This window comes from Teichococcus deserti (assembly GCF_001982615.1).
Taxonomy (GTDB): Bacteria; Pseudomonadota; Alphaproteobacteria; order Acetobacterales; family Acetobacteraceae; genus Pseudoroseomonas; species Pseudoroseomonas deserti.
In genome coordinates, this window is record NZ_MLCO01000344.1 from 1 (window position 1) to 19,627 (window position 19,627).

The following is a 19,627-nucleotide window of genomic DNA, read 5'->3' on the forward strand; positions in this document are numbered from 1 at the left end:
CTCGACCCGCGCGGCGCCGGCCTCGCGGCCCTTCTCCGCGAGTTCTGCGGCGGTGTCCTGCGCCTTCTGCGCCAGCTGCGCCGCCTCGCCCTGCAGCGCGTCGGCGACGGCGGCACCCTGCTCGCGCAGGCCATGGGCGGTGTCGTGGGCGGCTTCGCGGGTTTCGCGCTTCAGCGTGCGGGCAGCGTCCTGCATGCGCTGCCGCGCATCATCCGCCGCCGGGGAGGCTGGCGGCGGGGACGGGGTTTCGGGCGGGATCATGGCAGCTTCCTCCTGCTGGTTGCCGTGGTCACTCAGGCTGCGCCGCGCGCTTCCGGATTGGTCGAGCGCTCGGCCATCTCGGTGAGCAGCGCGTCGGTCTGCTTCTCCTCCGCCAGCGTCGCCTCGAGCAGGGCGACGACGTCCTTCTGGCCGGCGCCCCTGGCCCAGGCGATCAGCGTGCCGTAGCGGGCGATCTCGTAATGCTCGATGGCCTGGGCCGAGGCGACCAGCCCGGCATCGCGCACCGGCGTCGGCTGCGGTGCCATCTCGAGCAGCTCTTCGCATTCCTCGATCAGCCCGTTGATCGCCTCGCAGGTCACGCCCTGGGGGCGCTTGCCGAGCTGCTCGAAGACCTGCTGCAGGCGCTCGATCTGCTCCTGCGTCTGGTCGCGGTGCAGCTGGAAGGAATCGCGCAACGCCGGATCCTGCGCCGCGCGCGCCATCTTCGGCAGCGCCTTCAGGATCTGACGCTCGGCGTAGTAGACATCCTTCAGCGTGTGCAGGAACAGGTCGTCGATGGACTTGATGCTGGGCATGGACGGTCCTTGTCGAAGGAGGGGAGGGGGTCGCGCGGCTCAGCGCGGCACGATCTGCTCCTGCTGCGCGCCGGAGCCGGGCCGGGCCGGGCCGAGCACCGGCGCCTCGCCCATCGGCGTCGCCTGCAGGGCGCTGAACTGGCCGCGGCCATCCATCGACGGGCCGGCGGTGAAGCGGCCCTCGGGCGGCGGCACGCCCTCGGTGCCGGTGCCGAGATAGACGTAGCTGAACTCCTGCCGCTCCTGCGCCTGGTCGAAGCTGTTCGGGATCGGCAGCGCGGCGGCGCCGCCCATCTCCTCGATCGCCGCCAGCCACTGCTGCTGGTGCATGGTGTCGCGTGCGATCAGGAAGCTCAGCATGTCGCGCATGCCGGGATCCTTGGCGGCGTTGTAGAGCCGCACCGCCAGCGTCCGTCCGGTCGCCTCGGCCGTGACGTTGGCATACATGTCGGCGGCCAGGTTGCCGCTGGCATAGACATGCGAGCAGTCGAAGGGCACGCCGTCGGCATTGGTCGGCATCGCCGCCAGTCCGGTGGAGAGCAGATGCCGCTGCAGCATGCCCTCGACCACATGCCGCGGCCGCTCGCCGCCGAGCACGGCATTCACCACCGGATGCGCCTCGGCCGCGGTTTCCTGCAGCGTCAGCGGCGCATTCTCGAGGTTGAGCGCGACCGCGGTTGCCAGCATCTCGATATGGCCGATCTCCTCGGTCGCGGTGTGCAGCAGCATGTCGCGATAGCGGGTGTCGGGACCGCGGGCGCCCCAGGCCTGAAAGAAATACTGCAGGCAGACGCGGATCTCCCCTTCGACGCCACCGATCGCCTGCTGCAGCTGCCGGGCGAACAGCGGGTCGGGGGTCTCGACGCGGACCGGATACTGCAAGCGCTTGTCATGGAAGTACATGGAAGATCCTGACGCCCTCTGGGCTGCTGGGCATGGAAAAAGACAACTCATGTTAAGAACTTCGCTGTCCAGGACAGCAGAAGGCGGTGCGCCATGCGCGTCCCGCTGCGACAACCTGATCGCTTCGTTCCGGTTTCCACCGATCGCCGGATTCACGCCTCCGGATAGCGATCAACGGGGAGTTGATGTGCGCAGAAGAACCTATGTTAAGGCGGAGTGCCCCACGCGATGACCATCTGGCGACAGCGGCGCCGGCCATGCATCCAGGCTGCGCCAGGGACGTTGCAGGGGACGTTCACGTCACCATCGACAACATCGGAGAGCTTCATGCAGGAAGGCTATCGCGACACCTACGTCACCGGCCTCGTCAACGCTCGCGCGCTGGAGACCCAGGCGATCGAGCTGATCTCGCGCCAGCTCGACCGGCTGGAGAACTATCCCGAGCTGGAGGCGCGGCTTCGCGAACACCTTGCGGAAAGCGAGCAGCAGCGCACGCGGCTCGACGAGCTGCTCCGTGCGCACGACACCTCGCATTCGTCGATCAAGGATTTCGTCACCGGCCTGGTCGGCAACCTGGCCGCGATGGGCCATGCGCCGATGCAGGACGAGATCATCAAGAACTCGCTGGCCAACTACGCCTTCGAGCATTTCGAGATCGCCTCCTACAAGTCGCTGCTGACGCTGGCCGAGCTGGCCGGCGACGGCGCTGCCCCGGCGCTGCTGCGGCAGTCGCTGGCCGAGGAGGAGCGCATGGCGCAGTGGTGCGCCGACAACCTCGAGATGATCACGCGACGCTATGCCGAGCGGCGGGCGCTGGGCGAGCAGGCGAGCCGCTGACGGCGACGCCGACGGGCTGAGGGCAGCACCGGCCTTCCAGCCGGATGGCATCGGCATCGCCGGCAGGCGGTGCCGGTTGTCCTTCCGCATGTCCGTGCATGGCGACAGACGCCGCTGCTGCGCGGCGGATCCCCATGGCGCGTCACCGATGAAGACCATGCCTCGCCGGCGGCCGGCTTGCGAATGTCCGGCCGACCACCCCATCCACCCTCGATGCTGACGCAGCACGCGGCGTGGCGCGACGGCACCGGCCTCGCCCGCGGTCCGGGGCGCAGGCCGGCCTTGCGACGCCACCGATGAAGGATGAGGGTGCGACGGTCCCGCCAGGCCGCCTTTCCAGCGGGACCGTTCGGCTCGCCACGCGGGTTGCGCGCGTCGCCTGTCGTCCGACGATGAGGCCGGGCGCCTCTGGCCCCGCAGGCTAGGCCGCGGCAGCCGCCTCGCGACCGCAGCGTCGCCGCTGCGGCACCAAGGTGAGCAGCAATGCCTCTGCAGTCGCCAGCATCGCCGCCGCATCCTGGCTGTCGCGGCGCAGCAGCACCCGGCCATCCTTGGCCTCCACGGGCGCCGCGACATCCGGCGGGTCGCCGCGGAAGCTGGCCGCAGCGCCGCCCGGACCCAGCTTCAATTCGGCGATTCCGAGAGACCGGCAGCGCAGCCGCAGCCGGGCCAGGGCGAAAAGGTGCCCGACCGGCTCCGGCAATGGCCCGAAGCGATCGGCGATCTCGGCGGCGAGCGCCTGCATCGCCTCCTCCGCCCGATGCGGGTCGGGCTCGCGCAGCACGGCGCCCAGCCGGGTGTGCAGCGCGACGCGCAGCGCCTCCTCGTCGATGTAATCCTCGGGGATGAAGGCGGCGATCTCGGCGACCACCTGCGGCGACCATTCCTCGGGCATCGTCTCTCCGCGCCCGGCGCGCAGCGCGCGGTCCAGCAGGTGCTGGTACAGGCCGAGGCCGATCAGCTTCAGATGTCCGCTCTGGCTGTCGCCCAGCAGGTCGCCGGCGCCGCGCAGGTCCATGTCGCGGGCGCTGATGGCGAAGCCGGCGCCGACGCGGTCCAGCTCCTCCAAGGTGCGCAGCCGCTTCAGCGTGGCGGCGGCGGGCGGCTCGGCCGGGTCGGTCAGCAGCAGGATGGCGCCGCGCCGCCGGCCACGCCCGACCCGGCCGCGCAGCTGGTGCAGCTGCGCCAGGCCGAAGCGGTCGGCGCGCCAGACCACCATGGTATTGGCGCGCGGCACGTCGAGCCCGGCCTCGACGATGTTGGTGCTGAGCAGGATGTCCGCCTTGCCGTCGGCGAAGCCGACCAGCGCCGCATCGGTCTCGGCGGCCGGCATCCCGCCATGCGCCTCGATCAGGCTGAGCTCCGGCACCAGCCGTTCGAGCAGCCCGCGCATCGCCGGCAGGTCCTCGATGCGCGGACAGACCACGAAGCTCTGGCCGCCGCGGCGCTGCTCGCGCAGCAGGGCCTGGCGCAGCACCGCCTCGTCGAAGGGCATCTGCGCGGTGCGGATCGGCTGCCGCCGCGCCGGGGGGGTGGCGATGACGCTGAGATCCTGCAGCCCGACCAGCGCGCCCTGCAGGCTGCGCGGGATCGGCGTCGCGGTCAGCGCCATCACATGGACGCCTTCGGCCATGCCGCGCAGCGCCGCCTTCTGCCGGGCGCCGAAGCGCTGCTCCTCGTCGATGACGACGAGGCCGAGTTCCTTGAACCGGACCGCCTTGGCCGCCAGCGCCTGGGTGCCGATGACGATGCGGATGGCGCCGTCGGCGATCTCCGCGCGGATCCGCTTCGCCTCGGCCGGCGTCGACAGCCGCGACAGCTGCTCGATCCGCAGGCCGAAGCCGGCGAAGCGGCGGCGGAAGGTCTCCAGGTGCTGGCGCACCAGCACGGTGGTCGGCGCCAGCACCGCGACCTGGCGGCCGGCAAGCGCCGCGGCGGCGGCGGCGCGCAGCGCCACCTCGGTCTTGCCATAGCCGACATCGCCGCAGACCAGCCGGTCCATCGGCCGGCCGGAGGCCAGGTCGGCCAGCGCCGCGCCGGCCGCCGCCGCCTGGTCCGGCGTGGGGGTGTAGCGGAAGCCGGCCTCGAAACGGGCGAAGGCGGCCGGCGGCGGGCGCAGCCGGGGCGCCCGGCGGGCGGCGCGCTCGGCCGCCAGCCGCGCCAGCTCGGCCGCCGTCTCGGCGATCTGCGCCTCGACCGCGGCGCGGCGCTTCGGCCAGGCCTCGCCGGTCAGCCGGTCGAGCGCCAGCCCCCTGGCCTCGGCGCCATAGCGCCACAACCGGTCGAGCTCGCCAAGCGGCACCAGCTGCGAGGTGCCGCCGGCATAGTCGAGCCGCAGGCAGTCGAGCCGGGCGGCGCCGGCCTCCACCGTCTCGACGCCGCGCAGGATGCCCAGACCATGGTCCAGGTGGATCACCGCGTCGCCGGGGCGCAGCGCCGCCTCGGCCGCCGGCAGCGCCGCCGCGCGGTCGCCGGCTTCGCCATCGGCGGCGGCCGGCAGGATGTCGTCGGGGGCGACCAGCGCGTCCCCGCCATCGATGAAGCCGGTCTCCACCGGGCCGGTCAGCAACCCGAAGCTGCCCCCAGGCGCCGCCTGCAGCGCCGCCCAGCTGTCGAGGGTCAGCGGCGCCAGCCCCAGCCGCTCCGCCGCCAGCGCGGCCAGGCGGCGGCCGCGCGGGTCGCCCTGTCCGGCCAGCGCCACCCGCCCGCCGGCGGCCAGCCGCGCCTGCAGGAAGCCGAGGAAGCCGTCGACGGGGCGGGCGCCCTCGCCCAGGTGGCGGCGCACGCCGCGATCCTCCGCCTCCGGCCCCGGCTCGGCCAGGCGGATGACGCGGCGGCCCTGCAGCTGGCGGGTCCAGTCTTCGCCGGCGATGAACAGGCGCTGGGGCTCCGGCGGCCGGTGCACATCCTCCTGCCCGGCGGCCAGCACCAGCCGGGCGCGATAGGCTTCCTCGCGCTCGGCCTCCAGCGCCGGCCGCAGCGCCTCCACCTCCGGGTCCAGCACCAGGGTGGCGCCGGGCAGCATGTCCAGCGGTGCCGACAGCGCCGCGTAGAAATCCGGCAGCGCATGCTCGAGCCCCGGCGCATGGGCGAGCGCCGCGTCCTCCGGCAACACCAGCTCCGAGGCCGGGCAGATCGACAGCGCCGCCACCTCGCCGGCGCCGCGCTGGGTCTGCGGGTCGTAGTGCCGCAGCGCGGTGACGCGGCCCTCGGCATAGTCGACGCGCACCGGCAGGCTGTCGCCGTCGGGCGGGAAGATGTCGAGCACGGCGCCGTGCAGCACCGCCTCGCCGGGATCGTCGACCACCTCCTCCAGCCCGTAGCCGAGCCGCGCCAGCCGCGCCTCGATGCGCTCGGCGTCGAAGGCGCCGCCGACCTCCAGCCGCAGGCAGGCGCCGGCCTCCGGCGGCGGCAGGCGCTGGGTGGCGGCGGCGATGCTGGCGACCAGCAGCCGCGGACCCTCGGCCGGGCGGGCCAGCTGCGCCAGCGCCGCCATGCGCCGCCCCATCACCGCGCGGGACGGCGAGACCCGGTCATAGGGCAGGCAGTCCCAGGCGGGCAGCAGCGCCACCTCCAGCCCCGGCGCCAGGCTGCGCAGCGCGCGGTGAACGCGCTCAGCGCGGCCCTCGCTGCGGGCCAGGTGCACGAGGCCGGCGCGGCCCGCCTCCGCCGCCAGGACGGCCAGCCGCGCCGCCAGCAGGCTGTCCGGCTCGCTCACAGTGTCTGTCATCATCCCGCCCCGGTTCGATCGCGTCGGACGCACAACGCGCCGCCGCGCGGGAAGGCGGCAGGAGAAGCACGGTGCTTCGGCTGTTTCCTGTGCTGGTCAATGGTTTCGCCGGATGGGAGTGCCGAACCAATCCCACGTCCTCATCGACACATTTGCGTTCATCGTCCTGCCGAAGCGGCTTCATCTCCCCCGCTGCAGGAACCGCTCCGGCCCAGGCGGGTTTGATCCGGAGGCCGGGGCAACCGGGAACGACACGCCAGAGGAGACCGGCTTCATGCAGCAGCGCTGGCCAGAGCGGCTATGGATCGTCCGGCATGGGGAAAGCGCCGGCAATGTCGCGCGCGATGCCGCCCAGGCGGCCGAGGCGGCCCGCATCGACATCAGCCTGCGCGACGTCGACGTGCCGCTGAGCGATCGCGGCGTCGAGCAGGCGACGGCGCTCGGCCACTGGTTCGCGCAGATGCCGGCGGCGGAGCGGCCCGACGTGCTGCTGGTCTCGCCCTATCTGCGCGCCCGACAGACGGCCGAGCATATCAGCCAGGCCGCGGCCTTCGGCGCCGAGCTGACCGGGCCGCGGGTGGATGAGCGGCTGCGCGAGAAGGAATTCGGGCTGCTCGACCGGCTGACCCGCATCGGCATCGAGCAGGAATTCCCCGAGCAGGCAGCGCTGCGTCGGCATGTCGGCAAGTTCTACCACCGCCCGCCCAGCGGCGAGAGCTGGTGCGACGTGATCCTGCGGCTGCGCAGCGCGCTCGACACCATCAGCCTGCATTACGGCGGCCGCCGCGTGCTGCTGGTCGGCCATCAGGTGGTGGTGCTGTGCCTGCGCTATTTGCTCGAGGAGCTCGACGAGGAGCGCATCCTCGAGATCGACCGGCAGGCCGATGTCGCCAATTGCGGCGTCACCGAGTATCGCTTCGATCCGTCCCAGGGCCCGAGCGGCGGCCTGGCGCTGCACCGCTACAACTTCACCGCGCCGCTGGCGCGGGAAGGCGCCGCCGTCACGGCGGAGCCCGATGCCCAGGCGGCGGCGCGATGAAGCAGCTGACCGGCGAGGCGCTGCGCGGCCTGCCGCTGCCGCAGCACGATCAGGGCGACAACAAGGAAGGCCGCGGCCAGGTGCTGGTCGTCGGCGGCTGCCTGGCGGTGCCCGGCGCCATCCTGCTGAGCGCCGAGGGCGCGCTGCGCGCCGGCGCCGGCAAGCTGCAGATCGCGACCTGCCGCAGCATCGCGCCGCAGCTGGGCCTGGCGATGCCGGAGGCCATGGTGATCGGCCTGCCCGAAACCGCGGAGGGCGGGATCGCCGCCGATGCAGCCCGCGCCATCCTGGCGCCGGCGGCGCGCGCCGATGCCGTGCTGGTCGGGCCCGGCGTCATCGGCGCGGGCAGCATGGCCGGGCTGGTCACGGCGCTGCTGCAGGAGGCGGGGGAGGCGACGGCCTTCGTCTTCGATGCCGGGGCGCTGGACGGCCTGTCGGACTGCGTCACGGACCTGCGGCGGGCGCGGCGCGGCGCGGTGATCACGCCGCATGCCGGCGAGATGGCCAGACTGCTCGACATCTCCCGCGAGGCCGTCGAGGCCGAACCGCTGCGCCACGCCCGTCAGGCCGCCTCGGAGCTGGGCTGCACCGTCGTGCTGAAGGGTGGTACGAGCTATGTGGTGAATGCGTCCGAGGCACCCTGGGTCTTCGATGGCGGCACGATAGGCCTGGCCACCTCCGGCAGCGGCGACGTGCTGGCGGGGATCATCGCGGGCTTGCTGGCACGCGGGGCATCGGCCCTGCATGCCGCGCTCTGGGGCGTCTATCTGCATGCCGAAGCGGGACGGCGGCTGACGCAACGCCACGGCGGCATCGGGCTGCTGGCGCGGGAACTTCCCGCCGAGATCCCGTCCATCATGGCCGCCGGATCGCATCCGCCCTAGCGTGCACGACTGCGGGGGCCACACGGCAGGTGCCTGGAGCGCCGTCGATGCGCAGCCCACGGCCCAGGCGTGCGAAGCAATCCGGGTCGCTGCCGTTGGCCGGATGCGAACCTGGTCGAGGGTGACAGGACGAAGCCGAATTCCGCAGAATGCTGCACTGACCGGGAACCAGGCCCGGCAGTGCAGCGGTCGGCGGCGCGGTCGATGGGGTGCTATTCGCCGGATTGCGGCGGCTTGCGCTGGCGGCCGGGAAAGACGTCGACCGGGCCACCCAATGTGCTGGCCAGCTCGTTCATCTCGCCGGGCTGAACCTCGCCGGGCGGGATCGGCTTCTCGACGCTGCCGCTGGCGCGCTCCTGCTGCGGCTCATCCTTGGGAGGGCGTTTGTCAGCCATGGCGTCTTCCTTGCTGTACAGAGATGGAACCAGGCCTGCCGCGACAGGTTGCCCGGACCGTCGTAGAGCCCGGGCGCCGAGCCCGGGCCGCAGGCCTGGCGCAGCAGGAGGCGAGACCTTCCTGCGGAAGGGCACGCCTGCAGCGTCCGCCTGCCTCAATCAGCCAGATCGGGCGGCACCTTGCCGCCATTGGCCGCCAGCTTCTGCATGACCTGCTTGTGCAGCCAGATGTTCATCGTGGCGGAATCATTGGCGTCGCCGGTGTAGTTCAGCTCCTGCGCCAGCTCCTTGCGGTTCTGCAGGCTGCTGTCGAGGCCGAGCAGCTTCATCAGATCGACGATCGAGCTGCGCCAGTTCAGCGACTGGCCCGACTTCGACGCCATCTCGGTCAGCACCGCCTCGACATCGACGGGCTGGGCCGGGGCGGCGGCGGCCGGCGCAGCCGCGGGCATGGCGCCGACCGGGACGCCGCCGGGCGAAGCGATCGGCGCGTCGCCGGGCATCGGCGCCGGGGTCGGCGCGGTGGGCAGCGACGAGCTGGACGCCGGCGCGGCCTCGGCGCTGCGATGGCCGAAGATCTTGTTCATGATGCTGCTGAAGACGCTCATCGGATCAACCTTCTCCTGGTGGCGACCGGCCGGGAGGTCCGTTCGCCGTGCAGCAGTAACGCTCTCACCCCCCGCAAGTTGTTTGGCCGAGCGGAAGCATTCAGCTCGTTGAATAACATAGAGCAAGAATTCTGCTGCAACGGCTTCAAAGTCTCCGGTTTCCGTAAGGCGGCTCGGAGGCAAACTTGAAGGAGCAACGCTCCTGCAACTGGCGCGGTGGCTTCGCCAAGACGCTCGCCCTGCTTCTGCCCGGCATCCGATCCGCCTCAGCAACGCCTCTGTCGTGGTCGCGCTGGCAAGCCGAGCCTCAGCAGCAGATGGAGCGTGCCGACCAGCCGGATCGCCGCCAGCCTCGAGACACGCCGGGATGGCGGTCGAGACGATGGTGCAGGACTCTGGCGATCCCGTTGACGAAGGGAATGCGCTGGCCGAGGAGAGAGCGACAGCTCGGGCGAAGCGGCGACCGGTGCGGCCGGCAAGACCTCGGATGCAGACCATGCCGGCGCTGCCGGCATGACGACAAAGCTGGACGCCAACCCGGCCAGCGTGGTGGCACCCTTCAACCTGTGTGAGGCAGCCTCTTGCTGCTGATCTCTCGCCACATCACGCCCGCCAGCCTGCCTGGAACGACCAGCAGGTCCTGGCCGGCCAGAACGGAGTGGCCTCCAGGGCGAACAAGGATCGGGGCGCATCGAAGGACGAGCTGCGGCGCGAGGAGCTCGAGCTGAACGAAGGCTTCCTCGAACGACTGCCCCGGGGCGTCGATGCCGCCGCCGACCACGACAATGTGCCTTTGCCCCCCCGTGATCCGTACTGCCCTCGAAGGAGGCGCGCGACCTGGGTCAGCACCCCATTACCCTTTCGGTCAACGACTCCGTCTCGCCCGTTGGGCACCGCGGCTTCGGGGGATCAGCTGCGGATTGCGCGCTCGCTGCATTCCTCGCTGGACGAGCTCGCCGAAGGAGCTTCAGCCATGACGGCACCGCCTGCCTTTGGGACCCACCGCGTGCATCCCACAATGCCCGATGTCCAGCTTCGCTTGTGAAGCTTGGTTCCTTGGCTGCGCTGTTCTAGGCGCTTCCTGACCTGTCCAGCGCATCAAAGTGCCCGGCATGCATCCGGCATGCCGCGATGGATGGGCCGCGCCACCCGGCATTCCCCGGGCGACGCAGCCGGCTCAGCGGTTCAGCTGCTGGCCGCCGCTGCTGCTTGGGCCGCCCGTCAGCGCGCCAGGGGTACCGGTGCCCGCGCCGGGGGTCGCCCCACCGCGGTCGGATCCGCCACGCCGCATGTCGCTCAGGCTGACGGCCGGCATCGCTTTCAGGCTTTCGGCTGTGGCGCCGGGCAGGCTCCAGCGTCCGCGCTGCGCATCGTGGCGCAGCTGCGACAGCGGCACGGCGATGTGGCGTTCTCCGAGCCCGAGGAAGCCGCCCACCGACAGGATGGCCACCGGCGCCCCTCCGCCCTCCGGCAGGATGATGTCGTCGATCTCGCCGATCTCGCGATCGGCTTCGCCATGAACGTCGGCGTCGAGCAGCCGGTGCATGCTCAGGCCCTCCCGGAGCTTCCCGATGTCCACATGATCGGGCGTGCCGGTCGTGGCGCCAGGGGGTGCCGGGGTCCGGCTCTGGCCCTGAGCTTGGACGCCGGGCGAGACTGCCAGCAATGCGGCGGTGAGAAGGGGAATACCGAGGAAACGGTTCATGAGGTTCCGCCTATCGTTGATGACCCGCCGGCGACAGGTGCGGCGGCTGGGATGGTAAGTGGCGCCGCGGGCTGGGGTTTCGCGAAGGCTGTGATGCGCTGAGATTGAGGGCAGAGTGGTGGAAATGTGCCATCTTCTCCCGCGATAACTCTCCGTTTTCGCCAGCTGATCAGGAGCAAGACCCATGAAGGCCATCGGCTACCAGGTGCCCGGCGCCATCACCCGTGACGACGCACTGGTCGATATCGAGCTGCCCCGCCCCGAGGCGCGCGGCCGCGACCTGCTGGTGCAGGTGCAGGCGGTCTCGGTGAATCCGGTCGACACCAAGATCCGCCGCAACGTGACGCCTGATGCCGGGCAGTGGAAGCTGCTGGGCTGGGACGCTGTCGGCACCGTCGTGGCAATGGGGGCGGGGGCCTCGCTGTTCAAGGTTGGCGACGTGGTGGCCTATGCCGGCTCGCTGATCCGCCCGGGCACCAATGCCGAATTCCATCTGGTCGACGAACGCATCGTCGGCCGCGCGCCGAAGAACCTGTCGATCGCCGAGGCCGCCGCGCTGCCGCTGACCGCCATCACCGCCTGGGAGGCGCTGTTCCACCGGCTGGAGGTGGCGCGGCCGGTGCGCGGCGCGGCGTCCGCCATCCTGATCATCGGCGGCGCCGGCGGCGTTGGCTCCATCGCCGTGCAACTGGCGCGGCAGCTGACCGACCTCACCGTCATCGCGACCGCCTCTCGTCCCGAGACGCAGGACTGGGTGCGGCAGATGGGAGCACATCAGGTCATCGACCACCGCCAGCCGCTGGCAGCGCAAGTCGCCGCGCTGGGGCTGGGCGCGCCGGCCTTCGTCTTCTCCACCACCGAGACCGGCCAGCACCTGGCCGAGATCGCCGAGCTGATCGCGCCGCAGGGCCGCTTCTGCCTGATCGACGATCCGGACACCCTGGACGTCAACCGCTTCAAGCGGAAGTCGGTCTCGATCCATTGGGAGCTGATGTTCACCCGCCCGATCTTTGAGACCGCCGACATGGACGAGCAGGGCAGGCTGCTGAACGAGGTGTCCCGGCTGGTCGAGGCCGGCACGCTGCGCACCACGCTGGCGGAGACGTTTGGGACGATCAACGCGGCGAATCTGAAGCGGGCGCATGCGCTGATCGAAAGTGGCAAGGCGCGCGGCAAGATCGTGCTCGAGGGCTTCTGATGCCTCCCCCGCGCGGTGGTGGTCCACCGCGCGGGGGGATGATCACTCCGCGGCGACCTTCGTGGCAGCGCGGTCGGCGAGCCTGCGGCGGACTTCCGGGATCAGCTCGCGGCCATATTGGATGGCGTCGACCAGCGGGTCGAAGCCGCGGATCAGGAAGGTCGAGATGCCGAGGTCATGGTAGTCGAGCAGCGCCTCGGCCACCTGGTCTGGCGTGCCGACCAGCGCCGTGGAGTTGCCAGAAGCACCGGTCAGAGCGGCAATCTCGGTCCACAGCCGCTTGTCCAGCCGCTTGCCCTGGGCCGCGGCCTCGAGCAGCCGGCGCGAGCCTTCATTCGGCGGCGGTGCCGCGACGCCGCTGCCATCATACTGCCGCGCATTGTGCGGCGAGCGGCCATTGCCACCGGTCTCGCGCAACGCCCGGGCACGGGCCAGGATGGCATCGGCCTTGGCCCAGGCGAGCTCCTCGGTCTCCGCCAGGATCGGGCGCAGCGACAGGCTGAAGCGCGGCGAACGGCCATGCGGCGCGGCGGCGGCGCGGATGCGGCCCAGCAGATCGGCCGTCTGCTGCAGTGTCTCGCCCCACAGCGCATAGACATCGGCATGCTTGCCGGCGACGGGGATGGCGGCCTCGGAGGCACCGCCGAAGAAGACCGGGATGCCCTCGGGGCGGTAGGGCTTCACGTCGCCGAAGCCGCCTTTCACCTGGTAGAATGTCCCCTCATAGTCGAAGGGCTTTGGCGACGACCACTCCTGGCGAAGGATGTCGAGATACTCGCTGGCGCGCGCATAGCGCTCGTCCTTGGACAGCGAGTCGCCATCCTGTGCCAACTCGCGGTCGTTGCCGCCGGTGATGATATGGACGGCGGCGCGACCACGGGAGAACTGATCCAGCGTCGCCAGCTGCCGCGCGGCCAGCGTCGGCGCGGTGAAGCCCGGGCGATGCGCGATCATCAGCCCCAGCCGGTCGGTCACATGCGCGATGTGCTGGCCGATCAGGATGCTTTCCGCTGAATTGGAGTGGAAGGCGACCAGCACGCGGTCGAAGCCGACATGCTCATGCGCCTTGGCCACCGCCTCGACATAGGGAACGTCCAGCGCCGGGCCGCTGCGGCGCCGCGTCTCGGAGGAATCGAAATGGCCGACATAGCCGATGAACTCGACGCTCATGGGGTCACCTCTCGGGCAGGTCTGGGTGGGGTGGCGGCCAGGCGGGCGCGGCCGGCGCCGATGCAGGCGCTGTCGGTCTGCGGCACATGCACCAGGCCGCATTGCACGTCGCGCCAATGCCGCTCCAGCGGGTTGTGGCGGCTGAAGCCGTGATTGCCGGCCAAGGTCGTGGCGATGCGCACCGCCTCCACCGCGGCGCGGGTCAGCGTCAGCTTCAGCGCGCCGCTCTCGACCGAGGAAGGCGGGGTGCCGGCATCGGTGTCGCGGGCGATGGAGGCGACCAGCCGCGCATTGGCGATCAGCAGCGCCTCGATCTCGCCCAGCGCCTCCTGCGCCCGCGGCAGCGTCGCCAGCGGGGCGCCGAGCGAAGCGGGCACACGCGCGTGCAGGAATTGCGCGATCCAGTCCCGCGCGGCGCGCGCCACGCCGGAATAGAGCGCGCCGAGCAGGGCGGCATTCCAGGCGGCCGGGATGTCCTCGCGCGGCGGCGGGCCCTTTCCTGGCGCGGTCAGGATGCCGGCATGGTCGTCGCTGACGAAGACATCGTCGAAGACGACGTCATGGCTGCCGGAAGCGCGCAGCCCAAGCTGATCCCAGCTTTCCTCGATGCGGATGCCGGGCGCGACGGCCGGCACCAGGAAGGTGCCGATGCGCGGCGTGTCTTCGTCGGTGCTGCACAGCACTTCGAACCAGGCGAGGCCGGGCGCGCCGGTCGAGTAGATCTTGCGGCCGCTGACACGCCAGCCGCCAGGCACGCGGCGCGCGACCGCCGCCGGCAATCCGCCGCGCGTCGGCGAGCCGAGTTCCTTTTCGACCCGGAGCGCGTTGAGCAGCGCGCCCTGCTGCACGGCCTCGCGTCCGACGTGGTCGCGCAGCGCGGGCGTATAGGCGGAGGACCGCGCCAGCGCCGCTTGCTTGCCCAGCTGCATGGCCAGCACGAGCGCGGTGGAGGCGCAGGCCTCGCCGACCTTGCCGACGACGTCCGCGGACTCCGTCAGCCCCGCACCCTGGCCGCCCAGCGAGACCGGCACGGTGAGGCCCAGCAGCCCCGCTTCCTGCAACCGGGAAAAGTTGTCGAAGGGGAAGCTGCCGTCGCGGTCGTGGCGGGCGCCGGCGTCGCGCAGCAGCGGGATCAGCGAATCCCAGTCCGGAGAAGGCCGTGTTTCCAGCGGCAGGCTGGCCAGAGCGAGGGCGGTCATCGCGTCGGGCATTCTTCAGGCGATGCGCAGGCGGCGCAGCGTGTCGCCGCTTTCGGCATGGTCGGCGGCGACGCGGCGGGCCAGCTCCTGCGGCGTGGCGGCGATCGGGCGCAGGCCGAAGCGGCGCAGCGCGGCCTCCACCGCCGGATCGGCCAGGCTGTCATTGTAGTGGCGGTTGAGCTCGGCGATCGCGGCGTCCGGCGTGCCGCGCGGCGCGAAAAGGCCGAACCACCCGCCGTTGGGCCAGGCTTCGCCGAAGGTCTGCTCGGTCAGGGTCGGCGTCCCGGGGAAGAGGTCCCAGCGGTCGGGGCCAAGCGTCGCGATGCCGCGCAGCCGGCCGGCGCGCACATGCGGCGCGGCGATCGGGTCGATGATCAGGTGGCAATCGCCGGCGACGACGCTGTGGGCGGCCGGCGCGCTGCCGGGGAAGGGGGCATGGACGGCGTCGAAGCGGCCTTCCTCGGCCAGCAGCGCGCCGCGCAGATGCCCGGCCGAGCCGATGCCGGCCGAGGCGTAGTTTAGCAGGCCCGGATTCTTCCGCGCGTAGTCCACCAGCCCGGCGATCGTCGTCACCGGCAGCGAGGGATGCACGGCGACGATGCTGTAGGCCTCGCCGGTCAGGGCCACCGGCGCCAGGTCGCGCAGCGGGTCATAGCCGACGGCGCTGAGATGCGGCGCGATCACCAGATTGCCGGCCGAGGCGTTCAGCAGCGTGTGCGCATCCGGCTTCGCCTCGGCCACCAGCCGCGCGCCGACGGCGCCCCCGGCCCCGGCACGGTTCTCGACGACGACGGAGATGCCCAGCCTTTCGCCCAATGCGCGCGACATGACGCGGGCGATGTTGTCGTTGGTGGCGCCGGGCGGGAAGGGGCAGATATAGCGCAGCGGCCGGTCGGAAAAAGCCGAGGCGCCGGCAGCCTGGGCCCGGGCGTCACGGTGGTGGAGCAGCAGCGGCGCGGCCAGGCCAGCGCCCAGCAGATGGCGGCGAAGAAGCATGGGTCAGTCCTGCCAGCGACGATCCACCCATCCTAAGACCCCTCTCGCGGCGTGAGTCAACAGATCAACGTTTGTGTAATGTGGTTAATGGGACGATTCCCCGAATTCCGCCGGGAATTACGCCCCTCTCGGCCGGCCGAGCCCGGCGCTGACCCGGCAACCCATCTGTTCGCCGCATCAGGAAGCCCGGACGCGTTGACTTCGCCCCGCCAACTCGCATTCATGCGAAGATCAGGCGTGGATAGCCGCCCGAGGGGCAGGGAGCCGGAGGAAAGATGAGCGACGGGCGCATGCGGCTGGGGCTGTTCCTGCAGGGGGCCGGGCATCATGTGGCCGGCTGGCGCCACCCCGAGGCGCAGTCCGGCGGCGAGAATCTGCCGCTGATCCGCCGCATCACCGAGACGGCGGAGGCCGGAAAATTCGACCTGGTCTTCCTGGCCGATGGGCTGACCACCGGGACCGACGCGCATCCTTCCACCGTCGCCAGGCTGGAGCCGCTGGTGATGCTGTCGGCGCTGGCCATGGCGACCCGCCGCATCGGCCTGGCGGCGACCGCCTCGACGACCTACGGCGAACCTTTCCATGTGGCGCGGGTCTTCGCCTCGCTCGACCATGTCTCGGGCGGGCGCGCAGCCTGGAACGCGGTGACCACCTCCTATGCGCGGTCGGCAGCGAACTTCTCGCGCGGTGAGCACCCGCCGCATGACGAGCGCTACGCCATCGCCGAGGAATTTCTGCACGTTGTCCGCGGGCTGTGGGACAGCTTCGACGACGGCGCCATCATCCAGGACAAGGCGAGCGGCCACTACGTCAGGCAGGGCGCCATCCATACGCTGGACCATGTCGGCAAATACTTCTCGGTGAAGGGGCCGCTGAACGTGTCGCGGCCGCCGCAGGGGCATCCGGTGGTGATCCAGGCCGGCTCCTCGGCGCCCGGGCAGCGGCTGGCGGCCCGCAGCGCCGATGTCGTCTTCACCGCGCAGCAGACGCTGGAAGAGGGCCGCGCCTTCACCCAGGGGTTGAAGCGGCAGGTGCGCGAGGCCGGACGCAGTTCGGAGGAAGTCCTGGTGATGCCCGGCCTGTGCCCGGTGATCGGCAGCACCGAGGCCGAGGCGCGTGCCCTTTATGCCGAGTTGCAGGGCGGCATCGATCCGGCCGCGGCGATCCGCCTGCTGTCGGACCGGCTGGGCCACGACGTTTCCGGCTACGACCTCGACGGACCGCTGCCCGAGCTGCCGGATTCCGACCAGCTGCAGAGCCGCGCCAGGCTGCTCACCGACCTGGCGCGCAAGCAGCAGCTGAGCCTGAGAGAGCTCTACTATCTCGTCGCCGGCGCGCGCGGCCACCGCATCGTCTGGGGCACGCCCGTGCAGGTCGCCGATGCGCTGGAAGAGTGGTTCCGCGCGGGGGCGGCGGATGGCTTCAACATCATGCCGCCCTTCTTCCCGACCCAGTTCGAGCGATTCGTCGACGGTGTGCTGCCGATCCTGCGCGAGCGCGGCCTGTTCCGCAGCGACTACGAAGGGGAGACACTGCGGGAAAATCTCGGCCTGCCGCGCCCGGCGGGGCGGCAGGCCGGATGGCGCGTGACGGCTTGAGGCGGGATCGCCGACAAGCCTGAATCACGCGCTCCGATCCATCAGCCCAGGCGGAAGGGTGCGGCGTCGCGGTCGTAATCCGCATAGCCCAGGATGGCCGACAACTCCGGCGGCGGCAGGGCGGTGTCGGCGGCGACGGCGCCGCCGGCCAGCGCTGCCAGCCCGGCCTTGATGCCGGCCGCGACGGGCGACAGCATGCCGGTCGGGAAGGTGCCGATCTTCAGCCCGAGCTCGGCGGCGCGCTGCTGCCCCGGCGTCGCGCGCGGTGCGCCCGGCGACAGCACGGCGAAGGTCGGGCGGCCAGCCGCCGCCTCGACGAAGCCGCGGATCTCGTCCTCGTCGGCCGGCGAGTCGAGGAACAGGATATCGGCGCCTTCCTCGACGAAGGCCTCGATGCGGGCGCGGGCCTCGTCGAAGCCCTGGGTCGGGCGGCAATCGGTGCGGGCCAGCACCAGGATGCCGGAGTCCTTCGCCGCCTGCACCGCCGCGCGGATCTTCATGCGGGCCTCGTCGCGCGGCAGGCAGGGCTTGCCGGCGGCGGTCAGCGCGCGCGGGGTGATCTTGTCCTCGATCAGCACCGCGGCAGCGCCGGCGCGGCCATAGGCGCGCACCGTGCGCTGCACGTTCATCGCATTGCCGTAGCCGTGGTCGGCGTCCGCCAGGACCAGCAGATCGGGCGCCGCGCCGCGCACCATGTTGAAGCTGTCGAACATCTCGCCGAAGGAGACCAGGTCGAGATCCGGCCCGCCCAGCCGCGAGGCCGCGACGCAGGAGCCGGAGAGGAAGACGGTGCGGAAGCCGGCGGCGGCCGTCATCTTGGCGCTCAGCCCGTCCCAGACGGCGGGCATGACGACGAGGCCGGGCTCGCCCAGCAGGGCGCGCATGCGTTCAGGTGCAGACATTCTTTCCAGTTCTCCTCGCGGTTACTCGCGCCAGGCGGCGCGTTTCCACAGCTCGCGCAGCTTGGCATCGTCTTCCAGGAAGACGCGGCGCTGCTCCTCGCCGCCCATGACCCGCAGCGGCAGCGACAGCCGCGCTGCCTCGCGGATCCAGGCGGGATCGGCCAGCGCGCCGGCGAAGGCCTCGCGGAAGCGGTCGCGCAGCGCGTCAGGCATGCCCGGCGGCGCGATGACCCCACGGATCGAGCCGGCGACGACATCGATGCCCTGCTCGCGGAAGGTCGGGATCTCGGCGGCGGAGTCCCAGCGCGTGGCACCCCCCTGGCCGAGCAGCCGCAGCGTGCCCTGCCGCACCAGGCCGAGGCCCTCGCTGACATTCAGCGAGCCGGCGGCGATGTCGCCCGCCAGCACGCCGTTGATGATCGGCGGCGTGCCGGAATAGGGAACGTGGGAGAAGCTGGCGCCGGTCGCCTGCTGCAGCGCCAGGATGAGAAGGTGATCGTCGGTGCCGATGCCGGCGCTGCCGATGGCCAGCTGCCCGGGCTTGGCCTTCGCCGCCTCGATCAGCCCGGCCATGTCGCGGATCGGCGAATTGGCGCGGACGAAGAGCGCGCAGGGATCTTCGACGACATTGGCGATGAAGGTGAAGTCCTGCACGCGGTAGCGCACCTGGCGCTCGATCGGCAGGGTGACCAGGTTGGGCGTCTGCGCCACGCCGATGGTGTAGCCGTCGGGCTCGGCCAGGGCCACGGTCTCGAAGGCGAGCTGGCCGGAGGCATTGGGGCGGTTGACCACCACCATGGTGGCATTGCCCAGCCGCGGCGCCACGAAGGGGATGACGGCGCGGGCATAGGTGTCCATGCCGCCGCCGGCCGGGCCCGGGCAGACGATCTGGATCGGGCGTTCCGGCCAGGCGGCGAGGGCGATGCGCGGCATCAGAAGCGGGGGGGCGGCGAGAATCCCGCCGAGGGCGAGCGAAAGCTGCCTGCGCCGAAGCGGCATGGGCTGTTCCTCCTGTCGGCGCGGTCTCGGCCGGCCTTGGCGGCGATGCTAATTAGATTGATCCAATGGACGCAATGGCCGATCTGCGCTTTCCTGCCGGAAAGAGGAGCGGCATGGCCTTGAGGCGACCCGAGACGCGACGGCCGACGCTGACCGAGGTGGCGGCGCAGGCCGGCGTCTCGCGCGCCACGGTCTCGCTGGTGCTGCGCGACAGCCCGCTGGTGGCCGAGGCGACCCGCGCCCGCGTCCAGGCGGCGGCCGAGGCGGTGGGCTATCTGTACAACCGCGGTGCCGCGACCCTGCGCGCGGCGCGCACCAAGACCGTCGGCCTGCTGGTCACCGAGATCGACAACCCCTTCTTCGCCGAGCTCGTCGCCGGCGCCGAGGCCGCGCTGGACGCCGCCGGCTACATCGCCTTCCTGGCCGCCACCGGCGATTGCCGCGACCGCCAGGGCCGCGCGCTGCGCCGGCTGCGCGAGCACCGGGTTGACGGCATTCTGCTCTGTCCCGCGATTGGCACCACGGCGGCGGAGATCGATGATCTTGGCCTGCCCTGCGTGCAGGCGATGCGCCGGACGCCGGGGCTGGCGGGCGACTTCGCCGGCCCTGCAAACCGCGAGGGGATGGAGGCGCTGGCCGGGCATCTGATCGCCGGCGGCCGCCGGCG

Annotated in this window: 18 protein-coding genes; 6 read left to right on the forward strand and 12 right to left on the reverse strand. The window is 71.5% G+C overall.

The features are described from left to right. From BKE38_RS26600 to BKE38_RS26610, 3 genes are all read right to left on the reverse strand, one after another. The coding region (locus BKE38_RS26600; protein ID WP_207553683.1) for a hypothetical protein at positions 1-261 on the reverse strand (261 nt) is incomplete at its 3' end. Between the two features lie 32 nt (positions 262-293). Further along, on the reverse strand, positions 294-797 hold the full coding sequence (locus BKE38_RS26605) for a YciE/YciF ferroxidase family protein (RefSeq protein WP_076960218.1): 504 nt from the start codon (positions 795-797) through the stop codon (positions 294-296). A gap of 39 nt (positions 798-836) precedes the next feature. Next, entirely contained in the window at positions 837-1,700 is an 864-nt protein-coding gene (locus BKE38_RS26610; protein WP_076960219.1) for a manganese catalase family protein, read from the reverse strand. A gap of 327 nt (positions 1,701-2,027) precedes the next feature. Here BKE38_RS26610 and BKE38_RS26615 point away from each other — a divergent pair, with 327 nt between their 5' ends. After that, entirely contained in the window at positions 2,028-2,537 is a 510-nt protein-coding gene (locus BKE38_RS26615) for a ferritin-like domain-containing protein (RefSeq protein WP_076960220.1), read from the forward strand. 421 nt (positions 2,538-2,958) lie between these two features. Here BKE38_RS26615 and BKE38_RS26620 read toward each other — a convergent pair whose 3' ends face one another. Next, positions 2,959-6,267 (reverse strand): DEAD/DEAH box helicase, encoded by a 3,309-nt coding sequence (locus BKE38_RS26620; protein WP_131829742.1) that lies wholly within the window; start codon positions 6,265-6,267, stop codon positions 2,959-2,961. 274 nt (positions 6,268-6,541) lie between these two features. On the opposite strand from BKE38_RS26620, the gene BKE38_RS26625 reads away from it, so the two are divergent. Together BKE38_RS26625 and BKE38_RS26630 are read left to right on the forward strand one after the other, a co-directional pair. Beyond that, a complete protein-coding gene (locus tag BKE38_RS26625) occupies positions 6,542-7,306 on the forward strand; it encodes a histidine phosphatase family protein (RefSeq protein ID WP_076960222.1) in 765 nt (254 codons plus the stop codon). Further along, a complete protein-coding gene (locus BKE38_RS26630) occupies positions 7,303-8,190 on the forward strand; it encodes an NAD(P)H-hydrate dehydratase (protein ID WP_076960223.1) in 888 nt (295 codons plus the stop codon). Before BKE38_RS26625 ends, BKE38_RS26630 begins: the two co-directional genes overlap by 4 nt. A gap of 212 nt (positions 8,191-8,402) precedes the next feature. On the opposite strand, the gene BKE38_RS26635 is transcribed toward BKE38_RS26630, so the two are convergent. The 3 genes from BKE38_RS26635 to BKE38_RS30615 all read right to left on the reverse strand — a co-directional run bounded on the left by BKE38_RS26635 (position 8,403) and on the right by BKE38_RS30615 (position 10,898). Beyond that, positions 8,403-8,585 (reverse strand): hypothetical protein, encoded by a 183-nt coding sequence (locus tag BKE38_RS26635; RefSeq protein WP_076960224.1) that lies wholly within the window; start codon positions 8,583-8,585, stop codon positions 8,403-8,405. Positions 8,586-8,740: 155 nt separating this feature from the next. Then, on the reverse strand, positions 8,741-9,193 hold the full coding sequence (locus tag BKE38_RS26640; RefSeq protein WP_076960225.1) for a DUF3597 domain-containing protein: 453 nt from the start codon (positions 9,191-9,193) through the stop codon (positions 8,741-8,743). 1,177 nt (positions 9,194-10,370) lie between these two features. Further along, on the reverse strand, positions 10,371-10,898 hold the full coding sequence (locus BKE38_RS30615) for a PRC-barrel domain-containing protein (protein WP_165694294.1): 528 nt from the start codon (positions 10,896-10,898) through the stop codon (positions 10,371-10,373). Between the two features lie 184 nt (positions 10,899-11,082). Here BKE38_RS30615 and BKE38_RS26655 point away from each other — a divergent pair, with 184 nt between their 5' ends. Then, on the forward strand, positions 11,083-12,096 hold the full coding sequence (locus tag BKE38_RS26655) for a zinc-binding alcohol dehydrogenase family protein (protein ID WP_076960228.1): 1,014 nt from the start codon (positions 11,083-11,085) through the stop codon (positions 12,094-12,096). Between the two features lie 42 nt (positions 12,097-12,138). Here BKE38_RS26655 and BKE38_RS26660 read toward each other — a convergent pair whose 3' ends face one another. The 3 genes from BKE38_RS26660 to BKE38_RS26670 are packed head-to-tail and all read right to left on the reverse strand — an operon-like array spanning position 12,139 to position 15,461. Then, the gene (locus tag BKE38_RS26660; RefSeq protein WP_076960229.1) at positions 12,139-13,266 is read right to left on the reverse strand and encodes an LLM class flavin-dependent oxidoreductase; all 1,128 of its coding nucleotides are present in this window, start codon (positions 13,264-13,266) and stop codon (positions 12,139-12,141) included. Continuing rightward, positions 13,263-14,465 (reverse strand): acyl-CoA dehydrogenase family protein, encoded by a 1,203-nt coding sequence (locus BKE38_RS26665; protein ID WP_076960230.1) that lies wholly within the window; start codon positions 14,463-14,465, stop codon positions 13,263-13,265. The genes BKE38_RS26660 and BKE38_RS26665 overlap by 4 nt, the downstream gene beginning before the upstream one ends. Positions 14,466-14,480: 15 nt before the next feature. Beyond that, complete coding sequence (locus tag BKE38_RS26670) at positions 14,481-15,461, reverse strand: Bug family tripartite tricarboxylate transporter substrate binding protein (RefSeq protein ID WP_076960231.1); 981 nt, start codon at positions 15,459-15,461, stop codon at positions 14,481-14,483. Positions 15,462-15,736: 275 nt separating this feature from the next. Between BKE38_RS26670 and BKE38_RS26675 the strand changes: the two genes are divergently transcribed. Continuing rightward, positions 15,737-17,059, forward strand: coding sequence for an LLM class flavin-dependent oxidoreductase (locus tag BKE38_RS26675; protein WP_076960232.1), 1,323 nt, complete (start codon positions 15,737-15,739; stop codon positions 17,057-17,059). Positions 17,060-17,100: 41 nt separating this feature from the next. Here BKE38_RS26675 and BKE38_RS26680 read toward each other — a convergent pair whose 3' ends face one another. Together BKE38_RS26680 and BKE38_RS26685 are read right to left on the reverse strand one after the other, a co-directional pair. Then, positions 17,101-17,961 (reverse strand): isocitrate lyase/PEP mutase family protein, encoded by an 861-nt coding sequence (locus tag BKE38_RS26680; protein WP_076960233.1) that lies wholly within the window; start codon positions 17,959-17,961, stop codon positions 17,101-17,103. A gap of 21 nt (positions 17,962-17,982) precedes the next feature. Further along, entirely contained in the window at positions 17,983-18,960 is a 978-nt protein-coding gene (locus BKE38_RS26685; protein ID WP_076960234.1) for a Bug family tripartite tricarboxylate transporter substrate binding protein, read from the reverse strand. A 119-nt stretch (positions 18,961-19,079) separates the two neighbouring features. Here BKE38_RS26685 and BKE38_RS26690 point away from each other — a divergent pair. Further along, on the forward strand, positions 19,080-19,627 hold a 548-nt coding region (locus BKE38_RS26690; RefSeq protein ID WP_242662580.1), incomplete at its 3' end, for a LacI family DNA-binding transcriptional regulator.

Excerpts from the sequence above, each read along its gene's own strand:
- BKE38_RS26605 (WP_076960218.1), bottom strand. The coding sequence starts at position 797 with ATGCCCAGCATCAAGTCCATCGACGACCTGTTCCTGCACACGCTGAAG.
- BKE38_RS26610 (WP_076960219.1), bottom strand. The coding sequence starts at position 1,700 with ATGTACTTCCATGACAAGCGCTTGCAGTATCCGGTCCGCGTCGAGACC.
- BKE38_RS26615 (WP_076960220.1), top strand. The coding sequence starts at position 2,028 with ATGCAGGAAGGCTATCGCGACACCTACGTCACCGGCCTCGTCAACGCT.
- BKE38_RS26620 (WP_131829742.1), bottom strand. The coding sequence starts at position 6,267 with ATGACAGACACTGTGAGCGAGCCGGACAGCCTGCTGGCGGCGCGGCTG.
- BKE38_RS26625 (WP_076960222.1), top strand. The coding sequence starts at position 6,542 with ATGCAGCAGCGCTGGCCAGAGCGGCTATGGATCGTCCGGCATGGGGAA.
- BKE38_RS26630 (WP_076960223.1), top strand. The coding sequence starts at position 7,303 with ATGAAGCAGCTGACCGGCGAGGCGCTGCGCGGCCTGCCGCTGCCGCAG.
- BKE38_RS26635 (WP_076960224.1), bottom strand. The coding sequence starts at position 8,585 with ATGGCTGACAAACGCCCTCCCAAGGATGAGCCGCAGCAGGAGCGCGCC.
- BKE38_RS26640 (WP_076960225.1), bottom strand. The coding sequence starts at position 9,193 with ATGAGCGTCTTCAGCAGCATCATGAACAAGATCTTCGGCCATCGCAGC.
- BKE38_RS30615 (WP_165694294.1), bottom strand. The coding sequence starts at position 10,898 with ATGAACCGTTTCCTCGGTATTCCCCTTCTCACCGCCGCATTGCTGGCA.
- BKE38_RS26655 (WP_076960228.1), top strand. The coding sequence starts at position 11,083 with ATGAAGGCCATCGGCTACCAGGTGCCCGGCGCCATCACCCGTGACGAC.
- BKE38_RS26660 (WP_076960229.1), bottom strand. The coding sequence starts at position 13,266 with ATGAGCGTCGAGTTCATCGGCTATGTCGGCCATTTCGATTCCTCCGAG.
- BKE38_RS26665 (WP_076960230.1), bottom strand. The coding sequence starts at position 14,465 with ATGACCGCCCTCGCTCTGGCCAGCCTGCCGCTGGAAACACGGCCTTCT.
- BKE38_RS26670 (WP_076960231.1), bottom strand. The coding sequence starts at position 15,461 with ATGCTTCTTCGCCGCCATCTGCTGGGCGCTGGCCTGGCCGCGCCGCTG.
- BKE38_RS26675 (WP_076960232.1), top strand. The coding sequence starts at position 15,737 with ATGAGCGACGGGCGCATGCGGCTGGGGCTGTTCCTGCAGGGGGCCGGG.
- BKE38_RS26680 (WP_076960233.1), bottom strand. The coding sequence starts at position 17,961 with ATGTCTGCACCTGAACGCATGCGCGCCCTGCTGGGCGAGCCCGGCCTC.
- BKE38_RS26685 (WP_076960234.1), bottom strand. The coding sequence starts at position 18,960 with ATGCCGCTTCGGCGCAGGCAGCTTTCGCTCGCCCTCGGCGGGATTCTC.